13 protein-coding genes and 1 pseudogene are annotated in these 16,666 nt (G+C 60.3%); 8 read left to right on the top strand and 6 right to left on the bottom strand.

Features of this window, described 5'->3' with window-relative positions; all coding sequences use genetic code 11:
• Window position 1 precedes the first annotated feature (1 nt).
• The gene (locus CRN80_RS15370; RefSeq protein ID WP_032895497.1) at window positions 2-580 is read left to right on the top strand and encodes a cob(I)yrinic acid a,c-diamide adenosyltransferase; all 579 of its coding nucleotides are present in this window, start codon (window positions 2-4) and stop codon (window positions 578-580) included.
• A gap of 59 nt (window positions 581-639) precedes the next feature.
• Here the strand turns inward: CRN80_RS15370 and CRN80_RS15365 are convergent, their stop codons facing one another.
• The 3 genes from CRN80_RS15365 to secA form a co-directional block, all read right to left on the bottom strand.
• Window positions 640-1,584 (bottom strand): Nudix family hydrolase, encoded by a 945-nt coding sequence (locus CRN80_RS15365; RefSeq protein ID WP_098950502.1) that lies wholly within the window; start codon window positions 1,582-1,584, stop codon window positions 640-642.
• 143 nt (window positions 1,585-1,727) lie between these two features.
• Window positions 1,728-2,945, bottom strand: coding sequence for a bifunctional glutamate N-acetyltransferase/amino-acid acetyltransferase ArgJ (argJ, locus tag CRN80_RS15360; protein ID WP_032895495.1), 1,218 nt, complete (start codon window positions 2,943-2,945; stop codon window positions 1,728-1,730).
• Between the two features lie 124 nt (window positions 2,946-3,069).
• On the bottom strand, window positions 3,070-5,805 hold the full coding sequence (secA, locus tag CRN80_RS15355; RefSeq protein WP_098950501.1) for a preprotein translocase subunit SecA: 2,736 nt from the start codon (window positions 5,803-5,805) through the stop codon (window positions 3,070-3,072).
• A 306-nt stretch (window positions 5,806-6,111) separates the two neighbouring features.
• Between secA and CRN80_RS15350 the strand changes: the two genes are divergently transcribed.
• Window positions 6,112-6,567, top strand: a complete 456-nt coding sequence (locus CRN80_RS15350; protein WP_098950500.1) for a DUF721 domain-containing protein — start codon at window positions 6,112-6,114, stop codon at window positions 6,565-6,567.
• A gap of 4 nt (window positions 6,568-6,571) precedes the next feature.
• Here CRN80_RS15350 and CRN80_RS15345 read toward each other — a convergent pair whose 3' ends face one another.
• A complete protein-coding gene (locus CRN80_RS15345; RefSeq protein WP_098950499.1) occupies window positions 6,572-8,050 on the bottom strand; it encodes a helicase HerA-like domain-containing protein in 1,479 nt (492 codons plus the stop codon).
• 205 nt (window positions 8,051-8,255) lie between these two features.
• Here CRN80_RS15345 and CRN80_RS32135 point away from each other — a divergent pair.
• From CRN80_RS32135 to CRN80_RS15325, 5 genes and pseudogenes are all read left to right on the top strand, one after another.
• Window positions 8,256-9,239 (top strand): annotated as a pseudogene (locus CRN80_RS32135) (cache and HAMP domain-containing protein); the annotation flags it as partial.
• A gap of 141 nt (window positions 9,240-9,380) precedes the next feature.
• On the top strand, window positions 9,381-10,145 hold the full coding sequence (locus tag CRN80_RS32130; protein ID WP_370694806.1) for a methyl-accepting chemotaxis protein: 765 nt from the start codon (window positions 9,381-9,383) through the stop codon (window positions 10,143-10,145).
• Between the two features lie 207 nt (window positions 10,146-10,352).
• A complete protein-coding gene (locus CRN80_RS15335) occupies window positions 10,353-11,474 on the top strand; it encodes a glycosyltransferase family 1 protein (RefSeq protein ID WP_098950497.1) in 1,122 nt (373 codons plus the stop codon).
• Entirely contained in the window at window positions 11,467-12,219 is a 753-nt protein-coding gene (locus tag CRN80_RS15330; protein ID WP_098950496.1) for a DUF2334 domain-containing protein, read from the top strand. Before CRN80_RS15335 ends, CRN80_RS15330 begins: the two co-directional genes overlap by 8 nt.
• Window positions 12,207-13,316 (top strand): lysylphosphatidylglycerol synthase transmembrane domain-containing protein, encoded by a 1,110-nt coding sequence (locus tag CRN80_RS15325; RefSeq protein ID WP_098950495.1) that lies wholly within the window; start codon window positions 12,207-12,209, stop codon window positions 13,314-13,316. Before CRN80_RS15330 ends, CRN80_RS15325 begins: the two co-directional genes overlap by 13 nt.
• A 124-nt stretch (window positions 13,317-13,440) precedes the next feature.
• Here CRN80_RS15325 and purU read toward each other — a convergent pair whose 3' ends face one another.
• Window positions 13,441-14,289 (bottom strand): formyltetrahydrofolate deformylase, encoded by an 849-nt coding sequence (gene purU / locus CRN80_RS15320; RefSeq protein ID WP_098950494.1) that lies wholly within the window; start codon window positions 14,287-14,289, stop codon window positions 13,441-13,443.
• A 351-nt stretch (window positions 14,290-14,640) separates the two neighbouring features.
• Here purU and mvaT point away from each other — a divergent pair, with 351 nt between their 5' ends.
• Window positions 14,641-15,015, top strand: a complete 375-nt coding sequence (mvaT, locus tag CRN80_RS15315; RefSeq protein WP_019821235.1) for a histone-like nucleoid-structuring protein MvaT — start codon at window positions 14,641-14,643, stop codon at window positions 15,013-15,015.
• A gap of 90 nt (window positions 15,016-15,105) precedes the next feature.
• Here the strand turns inward: mvaT and sbcB are convergent, their stop codons facing one another.
• Window positions 15,106-16,533, bottom strand: a complete 1,428-nt coding sequence (gene sbcB / locus CRN80_RS15310) for an exodeoxyribonuclease I (RefSeq protein ID WP_032895484.1) — start codon at window positions 16,531-16,533, stop codon at window positions 15,106-15,108.
• Window positions 16,534-16,666: the final 133 nt, after the last annotated feature.

Here is a 16,666-nt window from a genome sequence, read left to right as displayed (position 1 = left end):
CATGGGCTTTCGCCTGTCGAAGATCTACACCCGTACCGGCGACAAAGGCGAGACCGGCCTCGGCGACGGCCGCCGCGTGCCCAAGGACCATCCACGCGTGGAAGCTATTGGCGAGGTGGATACGCTGAACAGCCAGTTAGGCCTGCTGCTGGCCAACCTTGAAGAACAAAGCGGCAAGCACCCGGCGTTGAAGGATGTGATTGAAGTGCTCACCCCTTGCCAGCACCGTCTGTTTGACTTGGGCGGTGAACTGGCGATGCCGGTGTACAAGGCACTGAATGCAGCGGAAGTGGATCGACTGGAAGCAGCGATTGATCGCTGGAATGAGGAAGTCGGGCCGCTGGAAAATTTCATCTTGCCCGGCGGCTCAGCCCTGATTGCCCAGGCCCATGTGTGTCGCAGCCTGGCGCGCAGCGCAGAGCGCCGCTGTCAGCACCTGAATGCGGTGGAGCCGTTGGAGGGTGTGGGGTTGGCGTATATCAATCGGTTGTCGGATTTGCTGTTTGTGGCGGCCAGGGTGATTGCCAAGCGCCAAGGTGTTGCGGAAGTGTTGTGGCAGGCGGCGGCCAAGCCACACTGAGCAGATCGTGACGCAGAGCGTCACAGGAGGCGTTCCCACGCAAAGCGTGGGAACGAGTATCAGAGCTGCGGCCAGAACGCCCGAATACCTGCCACACCTTGCGCACCAGCCTCCCAAGCCTGCTCCCGCTGCGCCGGCCCAACCCCGCCCAACAGAAACACCGGCTTGCTGAACCCGGCGATCAACTGCTGCGCCTGCTCCCAGCCCAACGGCTGGGCATCCGGATGAGTCTGGGTCGGCTGCACCGGCGACAGGGTGACAAAGTCCACGTCCATCATTTCTGCCAGCGCCAGCTCTTCAGCGTTATGGCACGAGGCAGCCAGCCAACGGTCTTTGGGCAGCGGGCGGCCCTTGCTCGCGTATTTGCGCAACTGCGCCGAGGTCATGTGCCAGCCGGCAGCGGGGAAATCCCCCAGCCACTCGAACGGCCCCTTGAGCATCAACTGCGCCTTGCCCGCGCACAGGCCCACCGCATCCACCGCCAGGTCGCGGTATTTGGGGTCGTAACCGTTGGGGGCACGCAGTTGAACCAGCTTGATGCCACCGGCGATAGCCTTTTGGATACCGCGCAACAGCGTCGGGGTTTCCAGCTCGCCAGGGGTGATCAGGTACTCGGCGGGCAAGCGTGCCGCTGCGACAATCGGCGCATTCGCCGCCGGGAATTCATAGTTGACCAGGTCACGCGGTGCCACCCATTCCAGCGGCTGCCCTTCGGCGCCATGGGGCTCGCCAGTAAAGGCCGAGACTTCCCAGACATCCAGCAATACCTGTTTGTCCGGGTAGTCATGTTGCACCTTGATCAGCGGCCGCGCCGTGGTGACCTGGATGCCCAGCTCTTCCTGCAATTCACGGGACAAGGCGGTGGCAACCGACTCATCGGCCTCCACCTTGCCGCCGGGGAACTCCCAGAGGCCGCCTTGATGCTGGGTATCGGCACGGCGCGCCAGCAGGATCCTGCCATCGACACCGCGGATCACCGCTGCTGCTACATGCACTCGTTTCACGCCACTGCTTCCTCTCGTTATAGCCCTTTGTAGGAGCGAGCTTGCTCGCGAAGAACGTCAACGATAACGCGTGCATCCTGGATAAACGCGGTGGCCTTGAGTTTTTCGCGAGCAAGCTCGCTCCTACAGGGGGAGGGTCATTTTCAGGTACGGTATTCCGCGTTGATCTTCACGTACTCGTGGGACAGGTCGGTGGTCCAGATGGTTTCGCTGCACTCGCCGCGACCCAGCTCGATACGGATGGTGATTTCTTCCTGCTGCATCACCGCCGAGCCCTGGGCTTCGGTGTAGGTTTCGGCGCGGGCGCCACGGCTGGCGATGCACACGTCACCCAGGAACACGTCGATCTTGCTCACGTCCAGGTCCGGCACGCCAGCACGGCCGACAGCCGCGAGGATACGCCCCCAGTTCGGGTCCGATGCAAACAGCGCGGTCTTGATCAGCGGCGAGTGCGCCACGGTGTAGCCCACATCCAGGCATTCCTGATGGTTGCCGCCGCCGTTGACTTCAACCGTGACGAACTTGGTCGCGCCCTCGCCATCACGCACGATGGCCTGGGCCACGTCCATGCACACTTCGAACACCGCCTGCTTCAACGCCGCAAACAACGGGCCTTCGGTAGAGGTGATTTCCGGCAGGTTGGCCTGGCCGGTGGCGATCAGCATGCAGCAGTCGTTGGTGGAGGTATCACCGTCGATGGTGATGCGGTTGAACGACTTGTTGGCGCCGTCCAGCATCAGGCGTTGCAGCACATCGCGGGAGACTTTGGCGTCGGTGGCGATATAGCCGAGCATGGTGGCCATGTTCGGGCGAATCATGCCTGCGCCTTTGCTGATACCGGTAACGGTAATGGTCACGCCGTCATGCACGAACTGGCGGCTCGCGCCTTTTGGCAAGGTGTCGGTGGTCATGATGCCGGTGGCCGCAGCCGCCCAGTTATCCACAGACAGGTCATCAAGCGCGGCTTGCAGGGCGCCTTCGATTTTTTCCACCGGCAGCGGCTCACCGATCACACCGGTGGAGTACGGCAGCACCTGGCTGGCATCGACACCGGTCAACTGGGCCAGCTTGGCGCAGGTGCGCGCCGCCGCGACCAGGCCTGGCTCGCCGGTGCCGGCGTTGGCATTGCCGGTGTTGGTCAGCAGGTAACGGATAGAGCCGGCCACGCGCTGCTTGGCCAGAATCACCGGTGCGGCGCAGAAGGCGTTGAGGGTGAACACACCCGCCACGGTCGAGCCTTCAGCACAACGCATCACCACCACATCCTTGCGCCCCGGGCGCTTGATGCCGGCCGAAGCGATACCGAGTTCAAAACCGGCAACCGGGTGCAACGTGGGCAAAGGACCAAGACCAACAGCCATGAATGCGCTCCTTAAAAATAGGTGATGTCTGTGCCGTCGCTATCGACGGTGGGAATTAATGGCAAAACGCCGCGACGGCAAAGGCCGGTCGCGGCGCGGGGTGTTGCAGCGTCAGGCGAAAATCTTATTCGATCTGGCCGTGGCAGTGTTTGAATTTCTTGCCCGAACCGCAGTAGCACAGCTCGTTGCGACCCAGCTTCTGGTCATTGCGAACCGGGGTCTGGGCCAGTGCCACATCGACCTCTTCACCCAAGGCTTCAGGCTCATTCAGGCCCGGCGCTTCGTCGTGCTGGAACTGCATGCGCGCCGCCAGGGCCTCGGCTTCCTGACGCAGGCGTGCTTCTTCCTCGATCGGGTCTTCGCGACGCACCTGAACGTGGGACAGCACGCGGATCGAGTCGCGCTTGATCGAATCCAGCAATTCGGAGAACAGCGTGAACGACTCGCGCTTGTACTCCTGCTTCGGGTTCTTCTGGGCGTAGCCACGCAGGTGGATACCGTGGCGCAGGTGGTCCATGGTCGACAGGTGGTCTTTCCACAGGTCATCCAGCACGCGCAATACGATCTGTTTCTCGAAGGTGCGCAGTGCTTCGGCACTCGCTTGCTCTTCTTTCTCGTTGTACGCAGCCAGCAGCTCGGCCATCAGTTTTTCGCGCAGGGTTTCTTCGTACAGGTGGTCGTCTTCGTCCAGCCATTGCTGAACCGGCAAGTCCACACCGAAGTCGCTCTTCAATGCCGCTTCCAGGCCGGCAACATCCCACTGCTCAGGCAGCGATTGTGGCGGGATATGCGCGCTGACAGTGGCGTTGAGCACGTCCTGACGGAAATCAGCGATGGTCTCGCCAATGTTGTCGGCGGCCAGCAACGTGTTACGCATGTGATAAATCACTTTACGCTGTTCGTTGTTGACGTCGTCGAACTCGAGCAGTTGCTTACGAATGTCGAAGTTACGGCCTTCTACTTTGCGCTGGGCCTTCTCGATGGCGTTGGTCACCATGCGGTGCTCGATCGCTTCACCGGACTGCATGCCCAGGGCTTTCATGAAGTTCTTCACCCGGTCCGACGCGAAGATACGCATCAGGCTGTCTTCCAGCGACAGGTAGAAACGGCTGGAACCGGCGTCACCCTGGCGACCGGCACGGCCACGCAGCTGGTTGTCGATACGACGCGATTCGTGACGCTCGGACGCGATCACCTGCAAGCCACCGGATTCCAGCACCGCCTGGTGGCGCTTCTGCCAGTCGGCTTTGATCTGGGCGATCTGCTCAGGCGTCGGGTTGTCGAGCGAGGCCACTTCCACTTCCCAGTTGCCGCCCAACAGGATGTCGGTACCACGACCGGCCATGTTGGTGGCGATGGTCAGTGCGCCTGGGCGACCGGCCTGGGCGATGATCTCGGCTTCTTTTTCGTGGAACTTGGCGTTCAGTACCTTGTGCTCGATGCCTTCCTTGTTGAGCAGGTTGGACACGTGCTCGGAAGTCTCGATGGTGGCGGTACCCACCAGGATCGGGCGGCCCTTGGCCATGCCGTCCTTGATGTCATTGATGATCGCCGCGTATTTCTCTTCGGCGGTCAGGAACACCAGGTCGTTGTAGTCTTTACGCGCCAACGGCTTGTTCGGCGGAATGACCATCACGGCCAGGTTGTAGATCTGGTGGAATTCGAACGCTTCGGTGTCGGCCGTACCGGTCATGCCGGACAGCTTGTTGTACAGACGGAAGTAGTTCTGGAAGGTGGTGGACGCCAACGTCTGGCTTTCGGCCTGGATGTTGAGGTGTTCCTTGGCTTCGATGGCCTGGTGCAGGCCTTCGGACAGGCGACGACCGGGCATGGTACGACCAGTGTGTTCGTCGACCAGTACCACCTGGCCTTCCTGCACGATGTATTCGACGTTGCGGTGAAACAGCTTGTGGGCGCGCAGGCCGGCATACACGTGGGTCAACAGGCCCAGGTTGTGCGCCGAGTACAGGCTTTCACCTTCGGCCAGCTCGCCGATCTGGGTGAGCATTTCTTCGACAAACTGGTGACCGGCTTCGTTGAGCTCGACCTGGCGGGTCTTCTCGTCGATGGTGAAGTGACCTTCTTTGGTCACCACGCCTTCCACTTCCTCGATGTGCTGCTCAAGACGCGGGATCAACTTGTTGATCTCGGTGTACAGGCGCGAGCTGTCTTCGGCCTGGCCGGAGATGATCAGCGGGGTACGGGCTTCGTCGATGAGGATGGAGTCGACTTCGTCGATCACGGCAAAGTTGAGTTCGCGCTGGAATTTTTCATCCATGCTGAACGCCATGTTGTCGCGCAGGTAGTCGAAACCGAATTCGTTGTTGGTGCCGTAGGTGATGTCGCAGGCGTACGCAGCGCGCTTCTCTTCCGGCGGCTGGAACGGCGTTACCACGCCGACGGTCAGGCCGAGGAATTCATACAGCGGGCGCATCCAGTTGGCGTCCCGGCGAGCCAGGTAGTCGTTCACCGTCACAACGTGCACGCCCTTGCCGGACAGTGCGTTGAGGTAGACGCCCAGGGTTGCCACCAGGGTCTTGCCTTCACCGGTGCGCATTTCGGCAATCATGCCTTCATGCAAGGTCATGCCGCCGATCAACTGGACGTCGAAGTGGCGCATGCCCATGACGCGCTTACCGGCTTCACGGGCGACCGCGAAGGCTTCGGGCAGCAGCTTGTCGAGGGTTTCACCTTTGGCTATGCGGGCCTTGAACTCTTGGGTCTTGGCGCGCAATTGCTCGTCCGACAGAGCAACCATCTGCTCTTCGAAGGCATTGACCAGCTGCACCGTCTTGAGCATGCGTTTGACTTCGCGCTCATTCTTGCTTCCAAAAAGTTTCTTTAACAAAGGCGCAAACATATCGGCAGGTTCTTCCACACATAGGGATGGAGGGCGCACCGTGAGTGGCCCGAGCAGCCCTCACGGCCGCATTGCGAACGCGCATTCTACCCGGAATCGTGGGTGAGGAAAGTGGCGTTGTTCCCCGAGGCAGGCACGGCGCTGTGAGAGGGCTTGTTTAAAATAAGGGCTTTTGCGCGAACTTCAACCCATGGAGTGCAGAAGTTACTTATTGATTTGATGGGCAAAGCCCACCCGACGCAGAGCCTCGGGGTGTGCAGGCGCTTTCTGCTAAGATAGCCGCTCTGTTACCTAAGGTGTCTAAACATGGCATTTCGCCCTCTTACAGCCCGCGCTCCCGGCGTGTTGCTTCGCGAAGCCAAGCCGTTGAAAGCCATCTTTGGCCATGCCAGGCGCCTGGGCCATTTACAACGCCTGCTTGAAAGCCAGCTGCAACCGGCCGCACGTGAGCACTGTCACGTGGCGTCCTGGCGTGAAGGCAATCTGCTATTAATTGTCACCGATGGTCATTGGGCCACACGCTTGCGTTATCAGCAAAAACGCTTGCAGCGCCAGTTGATGGTGTTTGAAGAGTTCGCCGGTTTGACGCGCATTCAGTTCAAGGTGCAGCCGCCCACCGTGCCGCAAGGCGCGGTGGGGCATACCCTGGACCTGTCGGAAACGGCCGCCGAAACCCTTCAGGCCACCGCCGAAGGGATCAACGACCCGGGCTTGCGCGCCGCCCTGGAACGGCTGGCCGCTCATGCCCGGCCCAAAGCCTGAAGCGCTACTTGCGTTTGCTGCCGCCCAATAACGAACCGAGCAGACCCCGCACCAACTGGCGCCCCATCTGATTGGCGGCCTGCTGCATGGCTGATTTCAACGCCTTGCCCGCCGTGGTGCCCAGGAAGGCACCGGCCTTGTCGGTGAAGCTCGGCTCTTCGGCGGCCGGAGCGGCCTGCTCGGCAGCCCCAAGTTCCTTGCGCGCCATCAGCACTTCATAGGCAGACTCCCGATCCACCGGCTTGTCATAGCGCCCCAACAGCGGCGAACTGGCGATCAACGCTTTGCGTTCGGCTTCGGTGAGCGGCCCGATCCGCGATTGCGGGGGGGCAACCAATACGCGCTGGACGACTTCCGGCGTGCCCTTTTCCTGCAAGGTTCCCACCAATGCCTCACCGGTGCCCAACTCTGTAAGCACCGACAAGGTATCGAATGTCGGGTTGGGCCGGAAACCATCCGCCACTGCCCGCAGCGATTTCTGTTCTTTGGCGGTGAACGCACGCAAACCGTGCTGGATGCGCAGGCCCAGTTGCGCCAGTACCGTATCCGGCAGGTCGCCCGGCGATTGGGTGACGAAATACACGCCGACGCCTTTGGAACGGATCAGGCGCACCACTTGCTCCAGACGCTCCTGCAAGGCTTTTGGTGTATCGGCGAACAGCAAGTGCGCCTCATCGAAAAACAACGCCAGCAACGGTTTGTCGGCATCGCCGCGTTCCGGTAATTGTTCGAACAACTCTGCCAGCAGCCACAGCAGGAAGGTCGCGTAGACCTTCGGCGCTTCATGCACCAAGCGGCTGGCGTCCAGCAGGTGGATGCGCCCACGTCCATCGCTGGCGGGCTGCAAAATATCCTCCAGTTGCAGGGCCGGTTCGCCAAACAAGGCTTCGGCGCCCTGCTGCTCCAGCACCGCCAGGCGCCGCAACAAGGCCTGGCTGGAACCGGTGGTCATCAAGGCGGCGTCTTCGCCCAGCAGTTCCGGGTGATAGCGCAGGTGATTGAGCAGTGCCTTGAGGTCCTTGAGGTCCAGCAGCAACAGGCCTTCGCGGTCGGCCACCTTGAACGCCGCATAGAGCGCCGATTGCTGGCTGTCGGTGAGTTCCAACAGGCTGCCGAGCAACAGCGGGCCCATTTCACTGATGGTGGTGCGCAGTGGGTGACCGGATTGGCCGTGGATATCCCACAGGGTGACCGGGTACGCCTGGGCGGTGTAATTAAGGAAGGGCATACCAGCGATGCGCTCGGCCACTTTGCCCTGAGGGTTGGCGGCGGCGCCCAGGCCGCAGAGGTCGCCCTTGATGTCGGCAGCGAACACCGCCACACCCGCATCACTGAAGGCTTCTGCCAGGCGCTGCAAGGTGACGGTCTTGCCGGTGCCCGTGGCGCCAGCGATCAACCCATGACGGTTGGCCAGGCGCATGGACTGGGCGATGGGCTGGCCGTCAAGGCCGGCACCGATAAGCAGTTGTGTGGAGTCAGGCATTTCGTCACCTATGGTTAATCTTTAGTGCCGCGAGGTCGATATAGACGGATGTAAGCCCGACAAAGACTAAAAAACGGTCAGATAATTCCGATACGGACCAACGGAGCTATCACCAGAAATACCACACCTTTTTTGACGCTGCCATTTTGCGCCTCCCGCATAGGATGCGCCTCGGATATTAAGACCTTAGCGGACCCTTCAAGCCATGAACAAAAATCTGCGCTTCAGCCACAAGATCCTGCTTGCAGCCTCCCTTATCGTCATCGCCGCCTTTGCGTTGTTTACCCTCTACAACGACTACCTACAGCGCAACGCGATTCGTGACGACCTCAACAACTACCTGCACGAGATGGGCGACGTCACCGCCAGCAACATCCAGACCTGGCTCACCGGGCGTATCGCCCTGGTGGAAAACGCCGCACAGAACATCGCTATCAACCCTGAAAAAAGCGTGGTCGCCAGCCTGCTGGAGCAGAAAGCGCTGACCTCGTCATTCATGGCCACCTACGTCGGTGACAGCCAGGGCACATTCACCATCCGCCCTGACACCAAGATGCCCGACGGCTTCGACCCGCGTGTTCGCCCCTGGTACAAGGGCGCCCAGGCCAGTAATGGCTCGACCCTGACCGAGCCCTATATCGACGCGGCGACCGGCCAACTGATCATTTCTGTCGCTACGCCCAGCGCCAAGGGCGGCCAGAGCATCGGCGTGGTCGGCGGCGACCTGAGCCTGCAGACCTTGGTGGATAACATCGGCGCGCTGGATTTTGGCGGCATGGGCTATGCGTTCCTGGTCAGCGCTGACGGCAAAGTGCTGGTGCACCCGGATAAAGCCCTGGTGATGAAGACCCTGGCGGACGTTTATCCAAAAGACACGCCAAAGATCAGCGGTGACTTCAGCGAAGTGCAAGCCAACGGCAAGACCAATATCGTGACGTTCACACCGATCAAGGGTCTGCCCTCGGTGAACTGGTACCTGGTCGTTTCGGTGGATAAAGACAAGTCTTTCGCCATGCTCAGTGAGTTTCGCACCTCGGCGGTGATCGCCACGATCATTGCGGTGGTGATCATCATCGCCCTGCTCGGCATGCTCATCCGCGTCTTGCTGCAACCTTTGCACCTGATGACCCGCGCCATGCAGGACATTGCCGACGGTGAAGGCGACCTGACCCGCCGCCTGACCATCCAGAACAATGATGAATTCGGCACCCTGGGCAATGCGTTCAACCGCTTCGTGGAGCGCATTCATACCTCGATTCGCGAAGTGTCTTCCGCCACCGAGCACGTCAATGAAGTGGCCCTGCGGGTGGTCAGCGCCTCCAACTCGTCGATGGTCAACTCCGACGAACAGGCCAACCGCACCAACAGCGTCGCCGCCGCCATCAACCAACTGGGGGCCGCGGCCCAGGAGATCGCACGCAACGCCGCCCAAGCCTCCAGTCAGGCCAGCGATGCACGGCACCTGGCCGAGGACGGCCAGCAGGTGGTTGAACGCAATATCAAGGCGATGACGCAGTTATCCAGCATGATCAGCACCTCAAGTACCAATATCGAAGCACTTAACAGCAAAACGGTGAATATCGGCCAGATCCTTGAGGTGATCACCAGCATTTCCCAGCAAACCAACCTGCTGGCGCTCAACGCGGCGATCGAAGCGGCGCGCGCCGGGGAAGCCGGGCGTGGCTTTGCGGTGGTCGCCGATGAAGTGCGCAACCTGGCCCATCGCACTCAAGAGTCGGCGCAACAGGTGCAGACGATGATCGAAGAGCTGCAGGTGGGCGCCCGTGACTCGGTGACGACCATGAGCGAAAGCCAACGCCACAGCCTGGACAGCGTGGAAATCGCCAACCTGGCCGGCGAGCGCCTGAACAGCGTGACCCAGCGTATTGGTGAGATCGACGGCATGAACCAGTCGGTCGCCACCGCCACTGAAGAACAGACCTCGGTGGTGGAGTCGATCAATATGGACATCACCGAGATCAACACCCTCAACCAGGAAGGGGTGGAAAACCTGCAATCGACCCTGCGCGCCTGCTCGGACCTGGAACAACAGGCCTCGCGTTTGAAGCAGTTGGTGGGCAGCTTCCGGATCTAAAATTCACCTGTAGGAGCGAGCTTGCTCGCGAAAAACGTCAACGATAACGCGAGCTGCCTGAAGAAACGCGGCGTCTGTGAGTTTTTCGCGAGCAAGCTCGCTCCTACAGCGTGGGTTTGTCCGCTCCCGCCACCGTCATGCTGCGAATCTAAACCGAACATCTATCCTTACCTCAGGTCCATCTAGGGAGAGCAATGGATCGGAGGGATGTTCATCGTGCATATCGCTGACATAACCATGTTCTACGCCCCGGCCAGCGGTGGCGTACGCACTTACCTTGACGCCAAGCACCGGCGTCTGGCGCTCAAGCCGGGCATTCGCCACAGCCTGTTGATCCCCGGCGCACATTTGAGCGAACAGGACGGCATCTTCAAAGTACCGGCGCCCGCCCTGCCCTTCGGCAAAGGTTACCGTTTCCCCGTTCGCTTGGCGCCATGGCGAAATGTCCTGCACGATTTACAGCCCGACCTGATCGAAGTGGGCGATCCTTACCTGACCGCCTGGGCAGCCCTGGACGCACGGCGTCAGTTGGATGTGCCGGTCATCGGCTTCTACCACTCCGACCTGCCACTGCTGGTGAGCAACCGCATGGGGCCTTGGTTTACTCCCAATGTTGAAGCCTACGTACGCAAACTCTATGGGAATTTTGACCGGGTGCTCGCCCCCAGCCAGGTCATGGCCGACAAGCTCACCGGGCTTGGCGTCAGAAATGTCTTCGTACAACCCCTGGGCGTAGACCTGCAAACCTTCACCCCCGAGGTACGTGACCCCGGCCTGCGCGCCGAACTGGGGATTGGCGAAGACACTCGGCTATTGATCTTCGCCGGGCGCGGCTCCAAAGAGAAAAATCTGCCGGTGCTGCTCAACTGCATGAAGCGCCTGGGGGATGGCTACCACTTGCTGCTGGTGGGCTCCGGCATGCCCGCCAGCGTGCCAGACAATGTCACCGTCATTGATGGATTCCGGCCCGCCCAGCATGTTGCGCGGCTGATGGCCAGCGCCGATGCCTTGCTGCACGGTGGCGACCAGGAGACCTTCGGGCTGGTGATCCTGGAAGCCATGGCCTGCGGTATTCCGGTGGTCGCCGTGGCGGCCGGGGCCTTTACCGAGATTGTCGACGAGCGTTGTGGCCTGCTGTGCGCGCCGAACAACCCCAAGGCCATGGCCGATGCGGTGCGCGAGCTGTTCAGTACCGACAGCCGACGCCTGGGGGCCCAGGCTCGGCACCATGTCGAGCGGCATTATGCGTGGGATACGGTAGTCGACAGCCTGCTGGGGCATTACTACGCCGTGCTGGGCAGCCATGAACCGATGCTCGCCCATGGCTGAGCGCGCGCTGATGCTGGTACTGCACGACGTGGCACCGCACACCTGGGCCGACTACCGGCCCTTCGTCGAGGCCGTCGATGCATTGGGCAACGTGCCCATTACTTGGCTGGTAGTGCCGGACTTCCACCACCATGACGACCTGGCCGCCCACCGCGATTTTCGGCGCCTGCTCGATAGCCGTGTCGCCAAGGGCGATGAGCTCACCTTGCATGGTTATTACCATTGCGACGACCAACCTCGGCCGCGTACGCCAAAAGAATGGTTTATGCGACGCATCTATACCCACGAAGGCGAGTTTTATCAGTTGTCCGAGGCCGAGGCGTTGCGGCGGCTGACCGCCGGCATTGAGGTGTTCCAGCGCAATGGTTGGCCGCTGCATGGCTTTGTTGCGCCCGCCTGGTTGATGAGCGATGGCACCCGGAAGGCATTGCGCCAGTTGCCGCTGAGCTACACCAGCGACCCGCAACATTTTTATCGCTTGCCTGACTTCACGCCCATCGACGCTCCCGGCCTGGTGTGGAGTGCCCGCAGTGCCTGGCGCCGCGGGCTGTCCAAAATCCTCAGCGACCGCCGTGAACAGCGCTGGCAGACGGCCCCGCTGATCCGACTCGGATTGCACCCGGTGGACATGCGCCACAGGTTTTCCCGCGATTATTGGCTGCACACCCTGCAACGCCTGCTCATCGCGGGGCGCGTCCCCCAAACCAAGGCCGCCTGGCTGGCGACGCAGCCATGGGGCGACTGATCTGGCTGGTGTTGGCGCTCTTGGTGGCGCTGGTGATCCCATTGTGGCTGGGCGGCGGCGAAAGCATTGTGCGCCTGCGCCAGTTTCCGTTGCCCCAGTTGCTGGGGATGTTCGCCATGATCATCGGCTGCTGGCTGATCAACAGCCTGCGCATCCGCCTGTTGCTTGGCGAGCATCGCGCTCGGCTAGGGCCGCTTAAAAGCCTTGGCGTGGTGATATCCACCGAGTTCGCCATGTGCGCCACACCCGGCGGCAGCGGCGGGCCGTTGACCCTGATGGCACTGCTGGCACGTAACGGCGTGCGCCCTGCCCACGGCAGTGCGGTGTTCGCCATGGACCAATTGAGCGACTTGGTGTTTTTTCTCTGCGCACTGGTGGGGATCTTGCTGTATGCGCTGTTTCATAGCCTCAGCCCGCGCATGGAGTGGTTGCTGGGGCTCAGCGTCGTGTCGATGGTGGGTGGGGTGATCAGTGGCTGGGCAGTGGTGCATTTTCACCGGCGGCTGATTCGCCTGGCGGGTTTGGCACTCAAGGCCATGAAGGTCGGCGCTACCACCCGCCGACGCTGGGCGCGCCGGTTGCTGCGTTTTCTTGCGGCGTTCAGCGCCACCCTGAAGCTCCCCCGGAGTACCTTGCTTGGGGTCTTTGCGCTGACCAGCCTGCATTGGCTGCTGCGTTACAGCGTGCTGTACCTGGCGCTGCGCGGGTTGGGCGGTGAGGTGCAGTGGGCCTGGAGCTTTCTGATCCAGATGCTGTCGCTGACTGCCGGGCAGTTCAGCCTCGCGCCAGGCGGGGCCGGCGCAGCGGAGCTGACGTCCGCGGCACTGCTGGCGCCCATGGTGGGCACATCCACAGCGGCGGCGGCGATTCTGATCTGGCGCGCGGTGACCTATTACTTCTATTTGCTGGCCGGTGCGCCAGTGTTTCTATTGATGGTCGGCAAACCGCTGCTCAAGCGTCTTTTTCAGGGGCGGCAGGCGGCTCGTCCTGCGCCTGTATCTGTTCCCATAAACGCGCCGCGCCTGGAAAATCAGTTCCATCCTCGGCATCCAGCGCGTCCGGGTCGTAACGACTCAAACAGCCCTCGCCCAAGGTAGCAGGCGCCCGTGAGGTGGCTTTATCGAGCGGGTCGCTCATGGGAATCTCCTGAAACAGAAATAAAAAAAGGGCCTGGAGAGTTTTACCTCCAAGCCCCGGTGTCTTTCAATCAAAACCGCTGAGTCAGAAAACCACGGTCTTGTTGCCGTGCACCAACACGCGGTCTTCCAGGTGGTAGCGCAAGCCACGGGCCAACACCATTTTCTCGACGTCACGGCCGAAGCGCACCATGTCTTCAATACTGTCGCTGTGGCTGACGCGCACCACGTCTTGCTCGATGATCGGGCCGGCGTCCAGCTCTTCGGTCACGTAGTGGCAGGTTGCACCAATCAACTTCACGCCACGCAGGGAAGCCTGGTGATACGGCTTGGCACCGACAAAGGACGGCAAAAAGCTGTGGTGAATGTTGATCACTTTGCCCGCGTATTCGCGGCACAGCTGCGGCGGCAGGATTTGCATGTAGCGCGCCAGCACCACCACATCCGCGTCGTGCTGCTTGACCAGACGCGACACCTCGGCAAATGCCGGCTCCTTGTCCTGGGGGTTGACCGGCACATGGTAATAAGGGATGCCATGCCATTCGACCATGCTGCGCAGGTCGTCGTGGTTGGAGATCACGCAAGCAATCTCGCAATCGAGTTCGTCGCTGTGCCAGCGGTGCAGCAGGTCTGCCAGGCAATGGGATTCGCGGCTGGCCATCAGCACCACGCGTTTCTTCTGCTCTGTATCAGTGATGTGCCAGCTCATCGAAAACTCTTCGGCAATCGGCGCAAACGCCTCGCGGAAGGCTTCCAGGCCAAAGGGCAGCGTATCGGCACGGATTTCGTGACGCATGAAAAACCAACCACTGAGATCGTCCGAGTGATGGCTCGCCTCGGTGATCCAGCCATTATGGGAAGCCAGAAAGTTACTGACCTTGGCAACGATGCCAACCCGGTCCGGGCAAGCAATCACCAGCCGAAAAGTGCGCATTAGGGGGAAACTCCAGAACTTCACAAAGGCGGCTATTCTAGCGATTACGCAAAAAAACTGCAGTATTCCCTTGCACCTGATCTTGAGCCCTCGCCGTGGCAACACCCCTTAATCGTGTAAGGTTTTACCACCGCTATATGACGATACAAGGGCATGCTCAGGCCAGTAGCAAAAAATTAACGCGATTATCTTTGCGCATAACGCTTACTAATTAACTCATCGGCCAGGTTTTCTCACACACATTCAATGTCATTCACCTGAATAACGTCTTAAATGTTTACTTGATGAAATTGCCTGACTATTATTAGGCCACTCACCCTGTCAATCAGCGTTCTACATAAGGTAGTCCACATGTCACTGATCAACGAATACCGCGCCACCGAAGAAGCTATCAAAGAGCTGCAAGCCCGTTTGAAGAACCTGTCCGAAGACGACAAGCTGAAAACCGAGCTGGAATTTGAAGGCAAATTGCGCACCCTGATGGGTGAATACTCCAAATCCCTGCGTGACATCATCGCGCTGCTGGATCCAGAGTCGAAAGTTAAAGCACCGCGTGGCGCTGTGAAAACTACCGGCACCAAGCGTGCTCGCAAGGTCAAGCAGTACAAAAACCCGCACAACGGCGAAGTGATTGAAACCAAAGGTGGCAACCACAAAACTCTGAAAGAGTGGAAAGCCAAGTGGGGCGGTGACGTAGTTGAAGGTTGGGCAACCCTGCTGGGCTAAGCCCGGTCGGACGTTCACCCGATACGTCACACATGAAAAACGCCAGCTTGCTGGCGTTTTTTATTGTCGGAATATTCTGTAGTTATGCGCCTACAGATTCAGGCGCGCCGCTAAGGAATCTACATAGTCCTGCCATTGCGCCAGTACCTGACACTGAAACGATGTAGCACTAACCGCTAACTCCTCACGCGCCTGCTTAAACCCCAACAGGGTATTCGGCGCCCCCCACTGCGCATCCGACAAACGTTGCTGACAGAAAAGTTTCCAGCGTTGTTGCTCCTCATTGTTCAAGGTTTCAGGAAAGTTACGCGCCCGGTAGCGAAATAATAATTCCGGCAAACGATGATCATCGAACGGCCATTGCTGACGGGCCAATTGTGCAGGCTCCGCCATGCGAACTTGCTCACATAAACGACGGTCACGGTCACCAATAAAACCATCGTAGAGCTGCTGCTCCGGGTCCGCGTTCGGCGCAAAGTCTTCCTCGGCATAAATGGCCGCTAACTTGTCCCGCCAAACTTCCTGTGCGTCAGTTAGCCGCAGCGCCCGCGCAAGGCAAGCCTCCTTATCCAATTGCAGGCGCTCCAGGTCTTGCGGACGCAGCACCTTTAACGGCGCGACCACCGGGCAACGGTTGATATGCAGCAACTTGAGCGGAACCGGCAGCTCACCTTCGGCCAACTCATCGCGGCGCGTGTAAAGACGCTGGCGCAGGGTCGCCGCATCCAGGTCCAACAGCCCTTGTGGATCGAGCCCCAGGTCACAGACGATCAAGGCATTGCGATTGCGCGGGTGCCAGGCCAGGGGCAAGACCACGCCCAAGTAATGGCGCTCGGCAGAAAAACGCCCGGAGATATGCACCATCGGTTGCAGCAACCGCACCTGATCCATGACCCGTTGTTTGCTGCGCAGTTGAAACAACCACTCATATAACTTCGGTTGTTTCTCCCGGACCAACCGCGCCAGGGCGATGGTTGCACGCACATCCGACAACGCGTCATGGGCCTGGCCATGGTCGATGCCGTTGGCCTCGGTCAAGCGTTCGAGCTTGAGGGTCACGCGCCCTTCCTGCTCGGGCCAGTTGATGCCCTCCGGCCGCAGGGCGTAGGCGGTGCGCATCACATCGATCAAGTCCCAGCGGCTGTTGCCGCCCTGCCACTCGCGCGCATACGGGTCGAAAAAATTGCGGTACAGACTGTAGCGCGTCATTTCATCGTCAAATCGCAGGGTGTTGTAGCCGGCGCCGCAGGTACCTGGCGCGGCCAGCTCGGCGTGCACCCGAGTCATGAAATCGGCTTCGGCAAGGCCCTTCTCGGCGAGGATACCCGGCGTGATACCCGTGATCGCGCACGCTGCCGGATGAGGCAGGATATCGTCGCTGGGCTGGCAATAAAGATTGATCGGCGCACCGACCTCATTGAGCTCAAGGTCGGTGCGGATACCGGCTACCTGGAGCGGACGATCGTTGCGCGGGTTGATGCCGGTGGTTTCATAGTCGTACCAGAAAATCGAGGTCACGGGCTATTCCTGTGCTGAAGACCGACAAAGTCTAGGCGCTGCAAGGCGTTCGGGGCCAGCGATACCTTACTGTATAAATATCCAGAAAAACCTCGGGTGGTTGCTTCCATCCTCGACACTGCTAGCATCCGTG

The sequence above is a fragment of the Pseudomonas sp. FDAARGOS_380 genome (genome assembly GCF_002591235.1).
Classification (GTDB): Bacteria; Pseudomonadota; Gammaproteobacteria; order Pseudomonadales; family Pseudomonadaceae; genus Aquipseudomonas; species Aquipseudomonas salmasensis.
Note: the sequence above shows the minus strand (reverse complement) of the source record. Positions and strands in the feature narration are given on the sequence as shown.